Source organism: Nocardia brasiliensis ATCC 700358, assembly GCF_000250675.2.
Lineage (GTDB): Bacteria > Actinomycetota > Actinomycetes > Mycobacteriales > Mycobacteriaceae > Nocardia > Nocardia brasiliensis_B.
In genome coordinates this window covers 4,124,473-4,139,579 of the sequence record NC_018681.1, presented here as the reverse complement: position 1 = coordinate 4,139,579, position 15,107 = coordinate 4,124,473, and the positions used below count along the sequence as shown (strand labels likewise).

The 15,107-nt window shown below is 66.6% G+C and carries 15 protein-coding genes and 1 riboswitch; of the genes, 7 read left to right on the top strand and 8 right to left on the bottom strand.

Annotated elements, in window-relative coordinates; translation table 11 throughout:
• Positions 1 to 37 precede the first annotated feature (37 nt).
• Together O3I_RS18665 and O3I_RS18660 are read right to left on the bottom strand one after the other, a co-directional pair.
• Positions 38 to 1,681, bottom strand: a complete 1,644-nt coding sequence (locus tag O3I_RS18665) for a M14 family zinc carboxypeptidase (RefSeq protein ID WP_014984515.1) — start codon at positions 1,679 to 1,681, stop codon at positions 38 to 40.
• A gap of 202 nt (positions 1,682 to 1,883) precedes the next feature.
• Positions 1,884 to 2,225 carry a MazG nucleotide pyrophosphohydrolase domain-containing protein gene (locus O3I_RS18660; protein WP_014984514.1) on the bottom strand — a complete coding sequence of 114 codons (342 nt, stop codon included), beginning with the start codon at positions 2,223 to 2,225 and terminating at the stop codon, positions 1,884 to 1,886.
• Between the two features lie 122 nt (positions 2,226 to 2,347).
• Here O3I_RS18660 and O3I_RS18655 point away from each other — a divergent pair, with 122 nt between their 5' ends.
• The gene (locus O3I_RS18655; RefSeq protein ID WP_014984513.1) at positions 2,348 to 3,787 is read left to right on the top strand and encodes an FAD-binding oxidoreductase; all 1,440 of its coding nucleotides are present in this window, start codon (positions 2,348 to 2,350) and stop codon (positions 3,785 to 3,787) included.
• Positions 3,788 to 3,940: 153 nt separating this feature from the next.
• On the opposite strand, the gene O3I_RS42730 is transcribed toward O3I_RS18655, so the two are convergent.
• The 3 genes from O3I_RS42730 to O3I_RS46355 all read right to left on the bottom strand — a co-directional run bounded on the left by O3I_RS42730 (position 3,941) and on the right by O3I_RS46355 (position 5,620).
• On the bottom strand, positions 3,941 to 4,609 hold the full coding sequence (locus O3I_RS42730; protein ID WP_141691779.1) for a DUF6304 family protein: 669 nt from the start codon (positions 4,607 to 4,609) through the stop codon (positions 3,941 to 3,943).
• Between the two features lie 115 nt (positions 4,610 to 4,724).
• Positions 4,725 to 5,210, bottom strand: coding sequence for a pantetheine-phosphate adenylyltransferase (coaD, locus tag O3I_RS18645; RefSeq protein ID WP_014984511.1), 486 nt, complete (start codon positions 5,208 to 5,210; stop codon positions 4,725 to 4,727).
• Positions 5,210 to 5,620, bottom strand: a complete 411-nt coding sequence (locus O3I_RS46355) for a hypothetical protein (protein WP_014984510.1) — start codon at positions 5,618 to 5,620, stop codon at positions 5,210 to 5,212. The genes coaD and O3I_RS46355 overlap by 1 nt, the downstream gene beginning before the upstream one ends.
• A gap of 114 nt (positions 5,621 to 5,734) precedes the next feature.
• Between O3I_RS46355 and O3I_RS18635 the strand changes: the two genes are divergently transcribed.
• Positions 5,735 to 6,202 carry a hypothetical protein gene (locus O3I_RS18635; RefSeq protein ID WP_141691778.1) on the top strand — a complete coding sequence of 156 codons (468 nt, stop codon included), beginning with the start codon at positions 5,735 to 5,737 and terminating at the stop codon, positions 6,200 to 6,202.
• A 32-nt stretch (positions 6,203 to 6,234) separates the two neighbouring features.
• Here O3I_RS18635 and O3I_RS18630 read toward each other — a convergent pair whose 3' ends face one another.
• Entirely contained in the window at positions 6,235 to 7,200 is a 966-nt protein-coding gene (locus tag O3I_RS18630) for an alpha/beta hydrolase (protein ID WP_014984508.1), read from the bottom strand.
• Between the two features lie 242 nt (positions 7,201 to 7,442).
• On the opposite strand from O3I_RS18630, the gene O3I_RS18625 reads away from it, so the two are divergent.
• From O3I_RS18625 to O3I_RS18605, 5 genes are all read left to right on the top strand, one after another.
• Positions 7,443 to 8,321: an ATP-grasp domain-containing protein gene (locus tag O3I_RS18625; protein WP_014984507.1), complete on the top strand. Its 879-nt coding sequence runs from the start codon at positions 7,443 to 7,445 to the stop codon at positions 8,319 to 8,321.
• A gap of 54 nt (positions 8,322 to 8,375) precedes the next feature.
• Positions 8,376 to 9,197 carry an acyl-CoA thioesterase gene (locus tag O3I_RS18620; protein ID WP_014984506.1) on the top strand — a complete coding sequence of 274 codons (822 nt, stop codon included), beginning with the start codon at positions 8,376 to 8,378 and terminating at the stop codon, positions 9,195 to 9,197.
• Between the two features lie 90 nt (positions 9,198 to 9,287).
• On the top strand, positions 9,288 to 10,307 hold the full coding sequence (locus tag O3I_RS18615; RefSeq protein ID WP_063632334.1) for an alpha/beta hydrolase: 1,020 nt from the start codon (positions 9,288 to 9,290) through the stop codon (positions 10,305 to 10,307).
• A gap of 163 nt (positions 10,308 to 10,470) precedes the next feature.
• Positions 10,471 to 10,926, top strand: a complete 456-nt coding sequence (locus tag O3I_RS18610; RefSeq protein ID WP_014984504.1) for an RrF2 family transcriptional regulator — start codon at positions 10,471 to 10,473, stop codon at positions 10,924 to 10,926.
• Between the two features lie 9 nt (positions 10,927 to 10,935).
• Positions 10,936 to 12,162 (top strand): globin domain-containing protein, encoded by a 1,227-nt coding sequence (locus O3I_RS18605; RefSeq protein WP_014984503.1) that lies wholly within the window; start codon positions 10,936 to 10,938, stop codon positions 12,160 to 12,162.
• Positions 12,163 to 12,172: 10 nt separating this feature from the next.
• Here O3I_RS18605 and O3I_RS18600 read toward each other — a convergent pair whose 3' ends face one another.
• Both O3I_RS18600 and glyA read right to left on the bottom strand, forming a co-directional pair.
• Complete coding sequence (locus tag O3I_RS18600; protein WP_014984502.1) at positions 12,173 to 13,540, bottom strand: L-serine ammonia-lyase; 1,368 nt, start codon at positions 13,538 to 13,540, stop codon at positions 12,173 to 12,175.
• A complete protein-coding gene (glyA, locus tag O3I_RS18595) occupies positions 13,537 to 14,859 on the bottom strand; it encodes a serine hydroxymethyltransferase (protein WP_014984501.1) in 1,323 nt (440 codons plus the stop codon). The genes O3I_RS18600 and glyA overlap by 4 nt, the downstream gene beginning before the upstream one ends.
• A 42-nt stretch (positions 14,860 to 14,901) precedes the next feature.
• Positions 14,902 to 14,998: riboswitch (glycine riboswitch) on the bottom strand.
• Between the last annotated feature and the right edge of the window lie 109 nt (positions 14,999 to 15,107).

Genomic DNA, 15,107 nt, shown 5'->3' with positions numbered 1-15,107 from the left:
CCCTCCTGAACGATGCAGATCTTAATAGCTGCGGAACCTAGCTTTTCAAGGCTCGGCTGATCGGGCTGCCTACCGATTGTGTCGCCAAGGCGGTCAAGGCTTCCAGTGCAGGTTGGGCTTCGGGGACAGCCTGGGCGAGGTAGGCCGCGACCGGGGTGAGGTCGGTGATCGCCTGCTCGTCGAGGACGGGGTCGTGGTCGTGCGCCGACCTGTCGGCGAGTTGTGCCAGGGCCTTCGCCGCGCCGGCCCGCATGTCAGGCTCTGCGGCCAGCGCTTCCATCACCCGAGGCGACAGGCTCATGAGGTGGTCGTAGGCAGCGCGGACAGCGCCCGTTTCGGGCAGGTGGCGATCGAGCGTGGTGCGCATCGCGGCCGCACCGCGACCGGGGCACAGGACGCTGAGGCAGAACTCGATCAGCGCCGGTCCGTTCTCGACCATGACCTGTCGAGCCTCCTCGTACACGGGCTGGAAACCGCGGAGTTCCTCACCTCGCGGCACCGGCTTGGAGGTCTCGATGGTGATGGACCGAACCTTGCGCTTGGCCGGGTCGATGAAGTTGCGGGAGTAGGCGTAATCGTCCACCGACGCCGAAACCGGATAGAGCAGTGGCGGTGAAACACTTTGCTGCACTGTGTAAACGCTGCCTCGCACCCTGGTGATGGCGTCGCGCATCAAGCCCGCGGTGCGCCGGTACCAGTCCAGATCCTCGGCGGGCATGTACTCGCGGTAGAGGTTGTCGTTCGGGGTTCCGCGGTCGGGATGCGGAACCCGGAAATTCATTGCCGGGTCGGTGGTCTGGTTGTCGTCGTCACCCCACGGGTAGGCGATGATCTCGCCGAAGGAGTGCACGTCGACCATGCCGATGATGTGCGGGAAAACGTCGAGCAGCCAGCGGATGTTCCGGGTCTCCGGTTCCGAGAACGCCTGCGGCCCACGGTAAGTCTGATAGTCGCACGGGAACGCGGTGGTGCCGATACCGCTGTCGAACAGGAAGTCGTAGTTGCGGTTCACATCGACGCCCCGGCAATCCGATCCGGGATTGTAGGAGCGATTCTTGCGCCACATCCGGTCGGCGGACATCACGAATTCCCGCCCGTCCGGGTTCACCAACGGCACGATGAAGATGTCCAACGAGTCCAGCAGCAGCCGCACGGTGCTGTTGCTGTAGGCGACCGGCCCGAAGGTGAGATCGGTGTCCTTCCGGTAGGCGGAGGTCAGGTGATACATCCAGTGGCACAGCAGATCTGGATTGATCAGTTCACGGGCATGTGCGCCGCCGAGCAGCAGGACCCCGTCCCGCTCGGCCCGGTCTCCGGCGCGGATGCGCAGCGCACTGATGGGTCTACCCTCCACCGAAGTCAACGGCAACTGCACCCTCGTACAGAAGGCTGGACTGAGCCGCACCATCGAGGAAATCCAACCCTCGATCTGACTGTAGGGCAGATAACCGGCTGGGACAGAGAACGTTTCGACGTCTTGCGCGGCTATCGCGGAAACCTTCGGCGGCGCGATCTCCAGCGGCGGGGTTTCGCGCACGGCCTGGACCGTGACGGTGTAACCGTCCTCCGCGAGACCGCCGATCTCCGCCACCGAAAGATATCCCGCAATCGTCACCCCGTCGTCGGCTCCGGCCACGGTCGCCCGGAACAGATCGAGCCCCCGTCCCGACAGTGCACGCATAGCGGTCGCACTTTCCGCCGAAACCTCTACGAAGTAGCGCTGAACACGCGGTTCCTGATCTGCCATCACTCCCCCTGGGACACCCGAGTCTTTCCCTCACCCTGCCCGGAAATCCCCGCCGAGCCAACACCCCGGTCCACCCAGCGGTCCCCGCGAACCCGTGGCGCACGATTCGTGCTCAGAGTGCGCTCGCTCGTGCAGTTCACCCCTGGGCGGAAGGATCCGTCAACCGTGCCGAAATGGTGCTCTTCAGCTCAGCCATAGTCTTGGTGAAAGCAGTTTCGATGTCGACGTCGTAGCGATGAGCCAGAATCAGAACTGACCAAAGGCAGTCGGCCAGTTCATGTTCCAACGCTGCCCGACCGCCCGGCATGGCGCGGGTGCCTTCCGCCGCCATCACGAGCTTGGCGAGATCTCCTACATCACCGACGAAGCCCAGCATGAAGTCCTGCCGAGTCCACGTCCTGCCCCGTGCAGCGAGGTTCAATTCGTCGTAGAGGTCGTGCACTTCAACGGCGCGCGCCTGGAGATCCTGGATGTCCACACACCAAGGTCTACCAAGACAACCTCCGCCTGCACAGACAAAACGCTTCAGAGAATTCACTGGTAATCCGGGATTGCTGTTCGTATGCTCCTTCGGTTCGATTGAGGTGTGAGAGAGGTGCGGTGAGCGTGGGTGAGGCGGCGTGGCAGACGCTGGCGGAACGGATCGCGGGCCGGTTGGTGCGCCCCGGCGACCCCGGCTACGACGATGCCCGCGCCCTGCAGATAAGGGAATTCGACGCGGTACGACCCGCGGGCGTGTGCTACTGCATGACGGTGGACGATGTGCGCGAGGCCGTGTCGTTCGCTCGGGCGCACGCGCTGCCGGTCGCCGCTCGTTCCGGCGGGCACAGTTGCGCCGGGCATTCCACCACCGACGGACTGGTCATCGATGTCACCGGGATCGCCGGGGTGCGGCGGGAAGGGACGCTGATCCGGGCGGGTGCGGGCATCCAGACGATCGATCTGCTCGACGAAACGGTCCCCGACGGCTGGGTCATTCCGGCAGGCACCTGCGCCACCGTCGGGCTGGCCGGGCTCACGCTCGGCGGCGGCATCGGGATCGCCACCCGCAAGTACGGGCTGACCTGCGACCGGGTGCGTGAGATCCAGGTCGTTGTCGCCGACGGCAGCGTCCTCACCTGCGACGAGCAACGGCATGCCGATCTGTTCTGGGCGTTGCGCGGCTGCGGCGGCGGCAACCTGGGCATCGTCACCGAACTCGTGCTGGAGGCGGTTCCGGCGGCCCCGGTCACCAGCTACAGCCTGAGCTGGGACTGGTCCGACGCGGCGCGCGTATGGGATGCGTGGCAAGGCTGGGCACCGCATGCGCCCGACGATCTGGCCTCGAATGTGCGCTTCGCGCTGGAACATCCGAAAGCCGGCGAGCAGCCGGAGGTGATGGTGCTCGGTGCCTGGCTCGGCGACCCGGGCGAGCTGCCGGTGCTGCTGGACGATCTGCGGCGCACAGTCGGCCGAGAACCGGAAGCGGAGTTCCTGCACACCGGTTCATACGACGACACGTTGCGCACGTGGATGGGATGCGCGGAACTCACTCGCGCACAATCACATCGAGTCGGCACGAATCCGGAAGCACGGTTGCCCCGTGATGGCTGGCATCGGGAGCGTGGACACTTCGTGCCCGAAACCATTCCCGCCGAGGGCATTCAGCAGATCCTGACCGCGTTCGCCGACACCCCGGCGAGCGATCAGATCCGCGCGCTCGAACTGGGCGCGATGGGCGGGGCATGCAATCGCGTCCCCGCCGACGCGACCGCTTTCGTGCATCGCGACCATCTGTACTACGCCGGTCTGGTGGTGGAGTCGCACGGCGAGATCACCGACGAACTGCGCGTGAGCGGGTCCGCGTGGATCGACACCTGCGAACCGATCCTGCGCCGCTGGTCCTCGCCATACACCTATCAGAACCTCCCCGACCCAGCCCTGACCGACTGGCGCACAGCCTATTACGGCTCGAACTACCCCCGCCTGGCCGAGATCGCGCACCGCTACGACCCTGAGGGATTCTTCCGACGCCCTCAGTCCCTCAGCACACCGGAATGACCCTCTCCTGTCACCGACACCGTGCTCGCCGACTGAGAAACCGGCGCAATCCACCGTCCTGATGCCGACCGCTGAGGATCGCAGCAATCGCGCGGCCGGAGCGATGGCCGCCACACAGCCGAGAAGCGTTGTCCACCTTCGGACCTCGACGACTCAACCGCGATATCCCGTGCCGCGTACTCGACGCTGGTATTCCGAGCACAGGTAGGTTTCCGGAACCCACTCCGTGCGCCGAAGACGCCAGATGTCGAATTTCGACCTGATGGCCAGATACTGTTCTTTATCGTCGCGGAAGCACGCTATCCCCATCGCCTGCCCACTACTCGGCATATAGTCGGAGTACAGGCAGGTGAAACAGCACATCAGGGAAACGCCCGCCGGCAACGCGTCAGCAAGTCGCGGCAGTCCGGTTTCCAGTGCATCACAGTCGGTTTCGTACTCTTCACCATCCAGGGACAGCGCGAGGTGCATCATGTCGTGCTCGGGATACGGATGCTGCGCGTACGTGAATCGGATGACCTCCGCCCGCCGAACACCCGATACCTCCACGGTGCAGGGCAACTCGCCGGTCACCGTGTACCGGGCGAGGTTGCCGGACCGGCCGTCCAGTGAAAAGATTTCGCGTGCGTGGGTATCGGCAGAATACGGTGTCAGGTCCTCGAGATCGCCCCGGACCCGGACACCTCTGATCACCGCTTCGAGGTCGAACAGTTCTCGTGAATCCGACACCTCATCCGGCTCGATTCGCCATTCGACCGGCTCCGCACCACGATCGTCTTCGTAACCGCCGGGAAAGGACCACGCCCGCATCCGATCCACCATGAAACCCATTGTCTCGCTGCGTGCGCCGCCACACCTAGCATTGCCGAATCTCATACCTCGGCACGACCGCACCACGAGATCGCTTGTCGCATCGAATATCGCGCGACAAGGACGTTCAGGCCCTGCTTTCCACCAGTCTCTGCAACAGCTTGTCGCGCACGACCGCCGGCAGTAGGCCGACCGTCTCTCCACCGGATGCGGCGATTTCCTTGACCAGCGAGCTGGACAGGGAGCCGTAGGCCGGGTCGCTGGCGATGAAGAAGGTGTCCACGTCGGTGAGGGTGCGGTGGGTTTGCGCCATGGACTGTTCGTAGTCGAAATCGCCGCGGCGCAGGCCCTTCACGATCGCGGTGATCCCCTGTCCGCGCGCGAAATCCACCAGGAGACCCGACCACGACGCTACCCGTACGTTGCCGAGGTGGGCGGTGACCTCGCGCAGCATCTCGATGCGCTCATCGAGGGTGAACATGGTGGTCTTGGTCGAGTTGACCATCACTGTGACCACGAGTTCGTCGAATTGGGCGGCGGCCCGCTCGAATACGTTGATGTGACCGTTCGTCACCGGGTCGAACGAGCCGGTGCACAGGGCTTTCGACCGCACTAGAGGTGCAGGGCGACTGGGCCGGAGTCGGTCTTCCAGTATTTCCGGTTCAGTTGTGCGGTGCCGGTGCCTTCGGTGTAGGGCACGAGCACGGGCATGCCGTTGGTCGGCTTCAGCACGACGGACCAGGTTTCGACCCGGCCGGTGCACTGCAGGGTTGCCCCGGGTGGGGAGCTGGTCAGTTGGATCGTGCCGCTGCCGTTGGTCTCCATCTGCGCGGAGACGTCGAGGAAACCGATGCCGGCCTCGCATAGGTAGGTACCGGTGGCCTGCAAGCCCTCCGGAGCGGGCGTGACCACGGAGTTCAACGTGATGAACTCGTCCTCGGGGCCGGCATTCGCCGGGATCGTGCACAGCACCGTGGCCGCGGCACCCACCACCGCCACCAGCGCACCTCTGCTACCGAGCATTGCGGTCCTCCTGACCGACGCCACGAGAATTCGACCTCGATCGTAATCCGCCCCGCCCCCGCCCGTGCCGATTCCCGCAACTGGCCCCGCCCTGATCCCCTTACAGTGGCGGGCATGTCCGAGGGTGAACGCAGCGCAGGTCAGGTCGAACTAATCGGGCCGGTTGCGGGGGTGTTCACGTATGCGGTGGCGGCCGCACTCGTCGCGGCAGGACCTGTCATCGCCCTGGCCGGTGATTCGTTGTGGAATGGGTTGTGCCCGGGCATCATCACCATGCCGATCGGCCTCGCGCTTGCGGTGACCACTTACCAATGGCGTTGGAACGCTAGACGATTCGACAAGGTGGCGGTCCCCGCGACCGCGGAGATCATCGCGGTGCGGATCGTCGCAGGCGGCGAGAATCCGGACGTGGCCGAACTGAAAGTCCGGATCAGCGGCCCCGGTTTCGACACTTTCGAAGCGGACTGCGAGATACAGACCGGCGTCCCGTACCCGCAGCCGGGTGATCGCCGCCACGTGGTCGTCGATCCGTCCGACCGAACCTTCGCGATCGGCTATGACCATTTGTTCGAACCGGAGTGACACCGGCGGCGCCTCCGGCGGTCGAGGTCCGGTCAGTCCAGCGCGGACGCCCACTCCGTGAGCACCTCGAAGTATCGCTCCGGCTCGGGGTCGTGCATCGTGTGCGGCGCGTCGAGAGCGGTGAAGGTGACCGGTTGACCGGTCGCCGCCAGCAAGCGACGGGCTTGCTGCGCCTGAATATCCGTCATCGCACCCATGAGCTGTCCGGTGTCCGGGTCCGTCAAGTGGAAGTGGTGGGTCAGCAGGACCGGAACCCGATTCTGCGCGAGCATCGTGGCGTGGTCGCAGCCGGCGTTGGCGACGTCGGTGGCCCAAGCCTGCGCCCATTCGGGGTCGTACTCCTTTAGATGCTGCGGCGGCGTGGCCGCGGCACCCTCGCCGGTGCCGTCGCCGAACAGGAATGCGATACCCGGGTGCAGGAATTCGGGCAGTTCCCGCGGCGCGGCCGCGACCATGCCGTCCCAATCCCCGACCGACCATTGCGGTCCGAGCCATTTGGCCCACAACACGAAGATCGGGCCGAGGGTCTGCATGATGCCGGGACCATAGGGCGGGGCCGCTTGCGAGGCGAACAAGGGCGGATCCTCGAGCATCGCGCCCCGGATCTGCCCTGGTTTGGCGTAGGCGGCCAGCCAGGCTGCGATCACTCCGCCAGAAGAGTTGCCCGCCACCAGAGTCGGCCGTCCGATCACGAGATCGATGAATCGCTCGACGTCGTTACCCCAGGTGTTGAGGTTGTACCGCCCCGGCGTCCAGGTGGACCGCCCCTGCCCGCGCAGATCGATCGCGAAGACCCGAAAGTCGTTCGCCAGCAGGGTGATTGCGTTCTCATATCCCCACCAGGATTCACCCTGGGCAGGGATCAGCAGCAGCGCCGGCGATGTGGGGTCACCCGCGGCGACATAGTTCATGCGGATCTCCCCGAGATCCACGAGCTGCTCCTCGAACTTGTGCGCGACGAAGGTGTCAGCCCGGTCGGCGGCTTCGGAAATGCCCATGATCGTCGATCCTTTCTCAATGAATGGACCGAAAGTCCCACAGTCCGCACGCCGGCGCGCCGGTCCGAATGCTGGTGACCATCGGTATGAAACCCACCGTAGAACCCACCTAGGACAGTTTTTGCCCTAGGCGAAGACGAGGCCATCGCGGCGCTCGATTGCTGCCAGCAGGCCACTGCTCCGGTTAGTCCCGGCAGCGAAAAGCGGTTTGCCGGTTCGGGTCTTCGCAGCATGATGGCACTATGCTCAGCCTGTTGTCCTGCGCCGATCCCCTTGATCCGCACCGCACGGATCCGCATTTCGCGGCAGAAACGCTGGCCGCGCGCGAACTGGGCGCGACGGTCGGCCTGCTCGATCTGGACGCGCTGCTGGCCGGGGACAGCGCGGCGGCGGTGCGCAAGGTCCCGCGCGACAGGGGGCCCGCTTGGTATCGCGGCTGGATGATCCCGAGCCTCGCCTACGCGGCCTTGGCCGACGCACTCGCCGCTCGCGGCACGCCGCTGATCGTCGACGCCGCGACCTATCGGACGGCGCACGAACTACCCGGCTGGTACGCGACATTCGCCGCCGTGACGCCCGCGAGCCGATGGCTGCCGGGTCCGTGGGGCCGCGTCCCCGACGCAGCCGCGCTCGCCGAGCTGGCAGCTCCGCTCGGCAGCGGGCCGGGAATTGTGAAGGACTACGTCAAATCTGCCAAGCACCGGTGGGAAACAGCCTGCTACATCCCGGATCTCACCGATATCACCCGCATGCGCCGAGTCGTGGCCGCCTTCGTCGCCGAACAAGAAAAGTATCTCGCCGGCGGCATAGTCCTGCGCGCATTCGAATCCTTCGGCTCCGGCGCACACCGAGCGCCGGAGGCCCGGGCGTGGTGGCTGGACGGCACACCACTGCTGATCGGCGCGCACCCCGACACACCCGACGAGCACCCCGCACCCGCGCTCGCCCACATCACTGCGCACGTCGAGCGACTGCCCGCCCGTTTCGTCACCACCGACCTCGCCAGGCGCGCGGACGGCGTCTGGCGCGTCATCGAAGTCGGCGATGGTCAAGTCTCGGACCTCCCCGCCGGCGTGCCCTCGGAACTACTCCTCGAGCCGTTGCTCAACGCTCCACGGTGATCAGCGGGCACACGCGGAACCCGCACCACCGTGAATAGATACGCTGGGGCCACTATGAGTCAAACTCGCGTTGTCACCCAGCATCCCTTCGACGCCGCCGTCGAACTCACGCCCCTCGAGGTCGGGACGTTCGCCGGTCGGACCACGCCGGAGTACGCGAATATGGTCGGACCGTTCGGGGGGATCACCGCCGCCACGTTGATCCGGGCGGTGCAGCGGCATCCGGAGTGTCTCGGTGCGCCGCTGTCGCTCACCGTGAACTACGCGGGCCCGATCGCCGAGGGCCCGTTCGAGGTCAGCGCGATACCGGCCCGCACGAACAGGACGACCCAGCACTGGACGCTGGCGATCACCCAGGACGGCGTTGTCGCCACCACGGCCACCGCGCTCTTCGGTATCCGGCGGCAGACCTGGCAGCACACCGAGGCCGTCGCACCGCAGGCGCCGCCCCCGGCCACGGTGCCGCCGGGACCGGTGCCGGACTTCCTGGCCTGGGTCGAGAACTACGAAATGCGTTTCGTCACAGGTGGTCTCGTAGCGAAGGGCGACGCCCAACCGTCCTCGACGTCCACCCTGTGGGTGCGGGACAATCCGCCGCGGCAGCTGGACTATCCGGCGCTGACGGCACTGACCGACGTGTTCTTTCCGCGGGTGATGCTGCGCATCGGCCGATTCGTCCCGGCCGGCACGGTCTCGCTGACGGTGTACTTCCACGCCGACGACGAACTGCTCGCCGCGCAGGCCGACCAGCCGGTGCTCGCCACCGCGCGCGGTCGCCGCTTCGGCAACGGCTTCTTCGATCACGCCGCGGAACTGTGGACACCCGACGGGTCGCTGCTGGCGACGAGTCACCAGCTCGCATATTTCAAGGACTGACTCGCCCGCCGGACCAAACCGGCGGCCCGAGCGACGCGAATCCCTGGTAATGCCGCTGTGCACGGCGGCAGCTACGAGAGGATCCACAATTTGAGATCACGGCGATGGATACGACGAAGCGGCCTGCGCTGGGCACTGGCCACCACCCTGACCGCGGCGGGTCTGGCCGGCGTGGCCGGTACGGCGGCCGCAGCACCGGCGGGCGTCGTGTCGGTAACGGATATCAACGATCGGCAGCAGACCGTCATGGTGTATTCGCCCGCGATGGACCGCCCGATCCCGATCCAGATCATCCGGGCCGCCGACCGGACGACCCCGCGGCCCACGATGTATCTGCTCAATGGTTCCGGCGGCGGCCCGAACGAGAGCGGCTGGGATGTGCAGACCGACGCGGTGAGTTTTCTGCGCGGCAAGGACATCAACGTCGTCACGCCCTTCGGTGGCGCCAATTCCTACTACACCGACTGGGTCCGCGCGGACGCGGTGCTCGGTTACAACAAGTGGCAGACGTTCCTCAACGAGGAGTTGCCGCCGGTCATCGAGGAGTTCCTGGGCGCCAACGGAACTCGCACCCTCGCGGGCGTTTCGATGAGCGGCACCTCGGTGCTGAACCTGGCGATCGCCAAGCCCGGCTTCTGGAACAGCGTGGCCTCCTACAGCGGGTGCGCGCAGACCTCGGACCCGATCGGACAGGAATTCGTCCGGCTCACGGTGGAGAACTGGGGTGGCGGGCAGAGCGTCGAGAACATGTGGGGTCCGCGCAACGGGCCGCTGTGGCGCGCCAACGACCCGCTCGTCAACGCCGAACGTTTGCGTGGCACAGCCGTTTATCTGAGTTCGGGTAGCGGTATCGCCGCGGCTCCGCACGACACCCCCGGCGATCGCCGGGTGCAAGAGGGCCGAATTCCGTTGCCGGTGCAGATCGCGTTCGGCGGGCCGATCGAAGCGGCCATCCATTACTGCACGGTGAACCTGACGAACCGCTTGCGTGAGTTGAACATTCCGGTGACCTTCGACGACCGCCCGGTGGGCACCCATTCGTGGGGCTACTGGGAAGACGATCTGCGCACGTCATGGCCTTTCCTGGCGCAGTCGATCGGAATCGGCTGACCTACCCGGCCCGGGTGCTCCGCAATAGCTGGAATCGCTGTGCGGAGCACCGGGTTCACTTTTATTGCTGTGGCCTGGCTTACATAATCGGCGCGCAGCCGCGTATTAAACAGCACACCCGCTGCACGCACTTTTTCCCTGTGCGATTACGTACCGTGAAGTCATGCAGCTCGCCCGGTCCACCGATCTCGCCCTGCGGACCATGATGCGGCTGGCGGTCAGCGGATCGGCCGACCATCGCGTGACCGCCAAACTCGTTGCCCGCCAGGTCGATTCCTCGGAGCACCAGGTAGCGAAAGCCGTATCACGACTCGCCGAACTCGGTTTCGTGGCGTCCTACCGCGGACGTGGCGGCGGGATCTTCCTCACCGAAGCCGGCCGAGGCGCCACCGTCGGACAGATCATCCGGGCCCTCGAGGGCGACGCCGAAGTGGTGGCATGCCTCGGCGAACATCCGTGCCCATTGGCGACCGATTGTCGTTTGCGACGAGTTCTCCAGGATGCGAAAGAAGCCTTCTATCGCGAGCTGGACAACTACCACCTCGCCGATCTGGTGAGCCCCCGCATCGTCGAGCTGCTTCATCTGCCCGCCATCCCCCTGCCCGCGCACGAGAATTGAGGAGACGCCATGCCCACCGCGACCGGTTCGCCCAGCGATATCGCCCCGGAACTGGAACCCGCACATCAAGCGGTGATCCGCGCCACCCTGCCGCTGATCGGCACCCGGATCGACACGATCACGCCACTGTTCTACCGCAAGATGTTCGCCGCGCACCCGGAACTCGGCCGTGATCTGTTCAATCGCGGTAACCAGGCCCAGGGCACCCAGCAGCGCGCGCTGGCCTCGTCCATCGTCACGTTCGCCCGGCATCTGGTCGAACCGGAGCTGCCGCATCCGGTCGACCTGCTCTCGCGCATCGGGCACCGGCACGCCTCGCTCGGCGTCACCGCGGATCAATACGACATCGTGCACCGGCACCTGTTCGCCGCCATAGTCGAGGTGCTCGGCGCGGACGTGGTGACCGGGGCGGTCGCGGCGGCGTGGGACCGCGTCTATTGGCTGATGGCCACCGCCCTCATCGACCTGGAGGCGGGACTCTATAACGTGGCCGGGGTCGCGCCGGGTGATGTCTTCCGCCGCACCGTCGTGGTCGATCGCACCGAGGATCCGTCCGGGGTGGTGACTTTCGTCGTCGAGTCGGACGAACCCGGGCGCGCGCTGCCGGATTTCCTTCCCGGCAGCTATATCTCGGTCGGCGCGGACCTGCCCGACGGGGCGCGCCAGCTCCGCCAGTACAGTCTGATCGACGCGCCGGGCACCGGCTGCTACGCCTTCACGGTTCGCGTGGTGGCGGCCGAGCCGGACGCCCCCGCGGGTGAGGTCTCGTCCTGGCTGCACGACACCATCGGTGTCGGCGATCGCCTCGAAATCACCTTGCCCTTCGGCGATCTCACCCTCGACACCGCCGTCGAAACCCCTGTGGTGCTGATCTCGGCCGGCGTCGGCATCACACCCATCGTGGGCATCGTGGCCTATCTGGCGGCCAACACGCCGGACCGTCCCGCCACCGTGCTGCACGCCGACCGCTCCGCCGCCGCCCACCCGCTCCGCGAGCGCGTCCGTGCGCTGTGCGACGGACTTCGAAACGTCCGCCTGCACACCTGGTATCAGGACGAGGGACACGGTCGCGTCGACCTCGCCGACATCGTGTTGCCGGACGACGCGGACTACTATCTGTGCGGCAGCCACGCTTTCTTGCGGTCCGTGCGCGCACAGCTGCTTGCCGCCCGGATACCTTCCAGCCGAGTGCATTTCGAATCCTTCGCACCCACCGACTGGCTGCTCGGCGAATAGCGCATACCGCTCAGCACTCGACGACAGCGACAGCCAAGCCGCCCTGCGAAGTCTCCTTGTATTTGTCGAGCATGTCCGCCCCGGTGGCGCGCATGGTCTGGATGACCTGATCGAGCGAGACGTGGTGGTGCCCGTCGCCGCGAATCGCCATGCGCGCCGCGGTGATCGCTTTCACGGCCGCGATGCCGTTGCGTTCGATGCACGGGATCTGCACGAGGCCACCGATGGGATCGCAGGTCAGGCCGAGGTTGTGTTCCATGCCGATCTCGGCGGCGTTCTCGATCTGTGCCGGGGTGCCGCCGAGCACGGCGGCGAGTCCGGCGGCGGCCATCGCGCACGCGGAACCGACCTCGCCCTGGCACCCCACCTCGGCGCCCGAGATCGACGCGTTCTCCTTCATCAGCTGGCCGATCGCGCCCGCGGTGAGCAGGAACTCGACGACGCTGTCCTCGGCATCGGTGACGAACTGCTGAATGTAGTGCAGCACAGCCGGAATGATGCCCGCGGCGCCGTTCGTCGGCGCGGTGACGACCCGCCCGCCCGCGGCGTTCTCCTCGTTGACGGCCATCGCGTACAGCGTGACCCATTCCATGGCGCGCAGCGGATCGTTGTCCTCGGCTTCGGCGCGCAGCCGGTCGAACAGGGTTGCGGCGCGACGGCGTACCCGCAGCGTACCCGGCAGCACCCCGCTGCTCGACATGCCGCGCTCCACGCACCCCTGCATGACGGCCCAGATGGCGAGCAGGTCGGCGCGCACCTGATCGCCACTGCGCCTGGTCATTTCGTTGGCCAGGACGAGTTCGCTGATGGATCGGCCGGTGGCCGCGGTGAGCGAGAGCAATTCGTCCGCCGACCCGAACGAGTACGGCACGACCATCGGCGCTTCGGCCGCACGGCCGTCGATCTCGTCCTCGTCCAGGACGAAGCCGCCACCGATCGAGTAGTACCGGCATTCCAGCAGTACCCGTCCCGCCGCGTCGCGAGCCGCGAACAGCATGCCGTTGGTGTGGAACGGCAGCCTGGTTCGCGCCAGCAGCTCGATGTCCTCGTCCATCGCGAACGGGATCGGTTGCGCCCCACCGAGATGGATCCGCGCGTCGGCGCGCGCCTCGGCCACGATATCGCGCATCATGTCCGGATCGATCGACTCCGGGCGGGCGCCGGCCAGTCCGGCCACGATCGCCTCCACACTGCCGTGGCCCCGTCCGGTCGCGCCGAGCGAGCCGTACAGCAGCACCCGCAGCGCGGCCGTATCGTGCAGTACGCCGGTGCCTTTCAGCCGATCGACGAACGCGCCCGCGGCGCGCATCGGGCCGACGGTATGCGAACTCGACGGACCGATGCCGACCTTGAACAGGTCGAAGACGCTGATGGTCACGCGAGCTCCCGCGCCGTGTCGGCGGCCGACGGGAGGTGCTGGTGCATCCCGGCATAGAGCGGGAACTTCTGCGTCAAGACCTCCACCCGCACGCTGAACTCACGCCAGGGCCGCCCCACCCGCAGGGCCGTCGCGATGATGTCGGCGACCTCGACGAACGCCGCGCGGTCGAAGCCCCGCGCGGCCAGCGCCGGTGTGCCGATCCGGAGGCCGGAGCTGACCATCGGCGGCCGCGGGTCGAACGGAACGGCATTGCGGTTCACCGTGATTCCCACGCTGTGCAGCAGATCTTCGGCCTGTTTGCCGTCGAGTTCGGCGGCGCGCAGATCCACCAGCACCAGGTGTACGTCGGTGCCGCCGCTGACGAGTCCGATACCGGCGGCGCGGCAGTCCTCGGCGAGCAGCCGGTCCGCGAGCAGCCGCGCGCCGGTCAGGGTGCGTTCCTGGCGGTCGCGGAAGGCCGGCTCGGCCGCCATCTTGAACGCGACCGCCTTCGCGGCGATCACATGCTCGAGCGGCCCGCCCTGCTGGCCGGGGAACACCGCGGAATCGAGCTTCTTGCCCAAATCGGCGGTGGCGAGGATGAATCCGCCGCGCGGGCCGCCCAGGGTCTTGTGCGTGGTCGAGGTGACCACGTGGGCGTGCGGCACGGGCGAGGGATGCAAGCCGGCCGCGACCAGACCGGCGAAATGCGCCATGTCGACCATCAGGTACGCGCCGACCTCGTCGGCGATGCGCCGGAACTCGGCGAAGTCGAGGTGCCGCGGATAGGCCGACCAGCCCGCCACGATCAGCTTCGGCCGGTGCTCGCGCGCCAGCCGCGCCACCTCCGCCATGTCGATCAGCTGGTCTTCGGCCCGAACATGGTATGCCGCAACGTCGTACAGCCGCCCGGAGAAGTTGAGCTTCATGCCGTGCGTGAGGTGTCCACCGTGATCCAGCGCCAGCCCGAGGATGCGATCGCCGGGACGCAGCAGCGCGTGCATCACCGCCGCGTTCGCCTGCGCACCCGAATGTGGTTGCACGTTGGCGTATTCCGCGCCGAACAGCGCGCGCAGGCGAGTGCGGGCCAGCGACTCGATCTCGTCGACGTGCTCGCATCCGCCGTAGTAGCGGCGGCCCGGGTAGCCCTCGGCGTACTTGTTGGTCAGGACCGTGCCCTGCGCCTGCATGACGGCCAGGGGCGCGTAGTTCTCCGACGCGATCATTTCCAAGCCGTGCTGTTGCCTGCCGAGTTCGCGGCCGACCAATTCGGCGACGAGCGGATCGAATTCGTGCAACGGCACGTCGAGATCGGTGCGGAGGGCCGGGTCTGCCATAGGGAGCCTTTCGTCGACGCGGGTCGCGCGCGTGGGTGTGGCTCCTCCCGCTCTGTCCTATGGCCTGAGAGATTCACGCGGACCGCGCTTGCCCCGTCGGCGAGTGTCGATGCGGACACTACTTTTCAGAGTTGCCCGAGGCGCGGCGGTACTGGGCCTGAGAGATTCCCGGGAGGTGTTGCTCCTTCGGCTCTCCGTCACGAAGATGGAGATCTCCCGCCGCGTGTGAGGCGATTATGCAGTTGTTG

Coding starts and splice junctions, on each gene's coding strand:
- O3I_RS42730 (WP_141691779.1), bottom strand. CDS start 4,609: ATGGTGGATCGGATGCGGGCGTGGTCCTTTCCCGGCGGTTACGAAGAC.
- O3I_RS18630 (WP_014984508.1), bottom strand. CDS start 7,200: ATGGGCATTTCCGAAGCCGCCGACCGGGCTGACACCTTCGTCGCGCAC.
- glyA (WP_014984501.1), bottom strand. CDS start 14,859: ATGGCAGACCCGGCCCTCCGCACCGATCTCGACGTGCCGTTGCACGAA.
- O3I_RS18620 (WP_014984506.1), top strand. CDS start 8,376: ATGAGTCAAACTCGCGTTGTCACCCAGCATCCCTTCGACGCCGCCGTC.
- O3I_RS18635 (WP_141691778.1), top strand. CDS start 5,735: ATGTCCGAGGGTGAACGCAGCGCAGGTCAGGTCGAACTAATCGGGCCG.
- O3I_RS18665 (WP_014984515.1), bottom strand. CDS start 1,681: ATGCGTGCACTGTCGGGACGGGGGCTCGATCTGTTCCGGGCGACCGTG.
- O3I_RS18610 (WP_014984504.1), top strand. CDS start 10,471: ATGCAGCTCGCCCGGTCCACCGATCTCGCCCTGCGGACCATGATGCGG.
- O3I_RS18605 (WP_014984503.1), top strand. CDS start 10,936: ATGCCCACCGCGACCGGTTCGCCCAGCGATATCGCCCCGGAACTGGAA.
- O3I_RS18625 (WP_014984507.1), top strand. CDS start 7,443: ATGCTCAGCCTGTTGTCCTGCGCCGATCCCCTTGATCCGCACCGCACG.
- O3I_RS46355 (WP_014984510.1), bottom strand. CDS start 5,620: ATGCTCGGTAGCAGAGGTGCGCTGGTGGCGGTGGTGGGTGCCGCGGCC.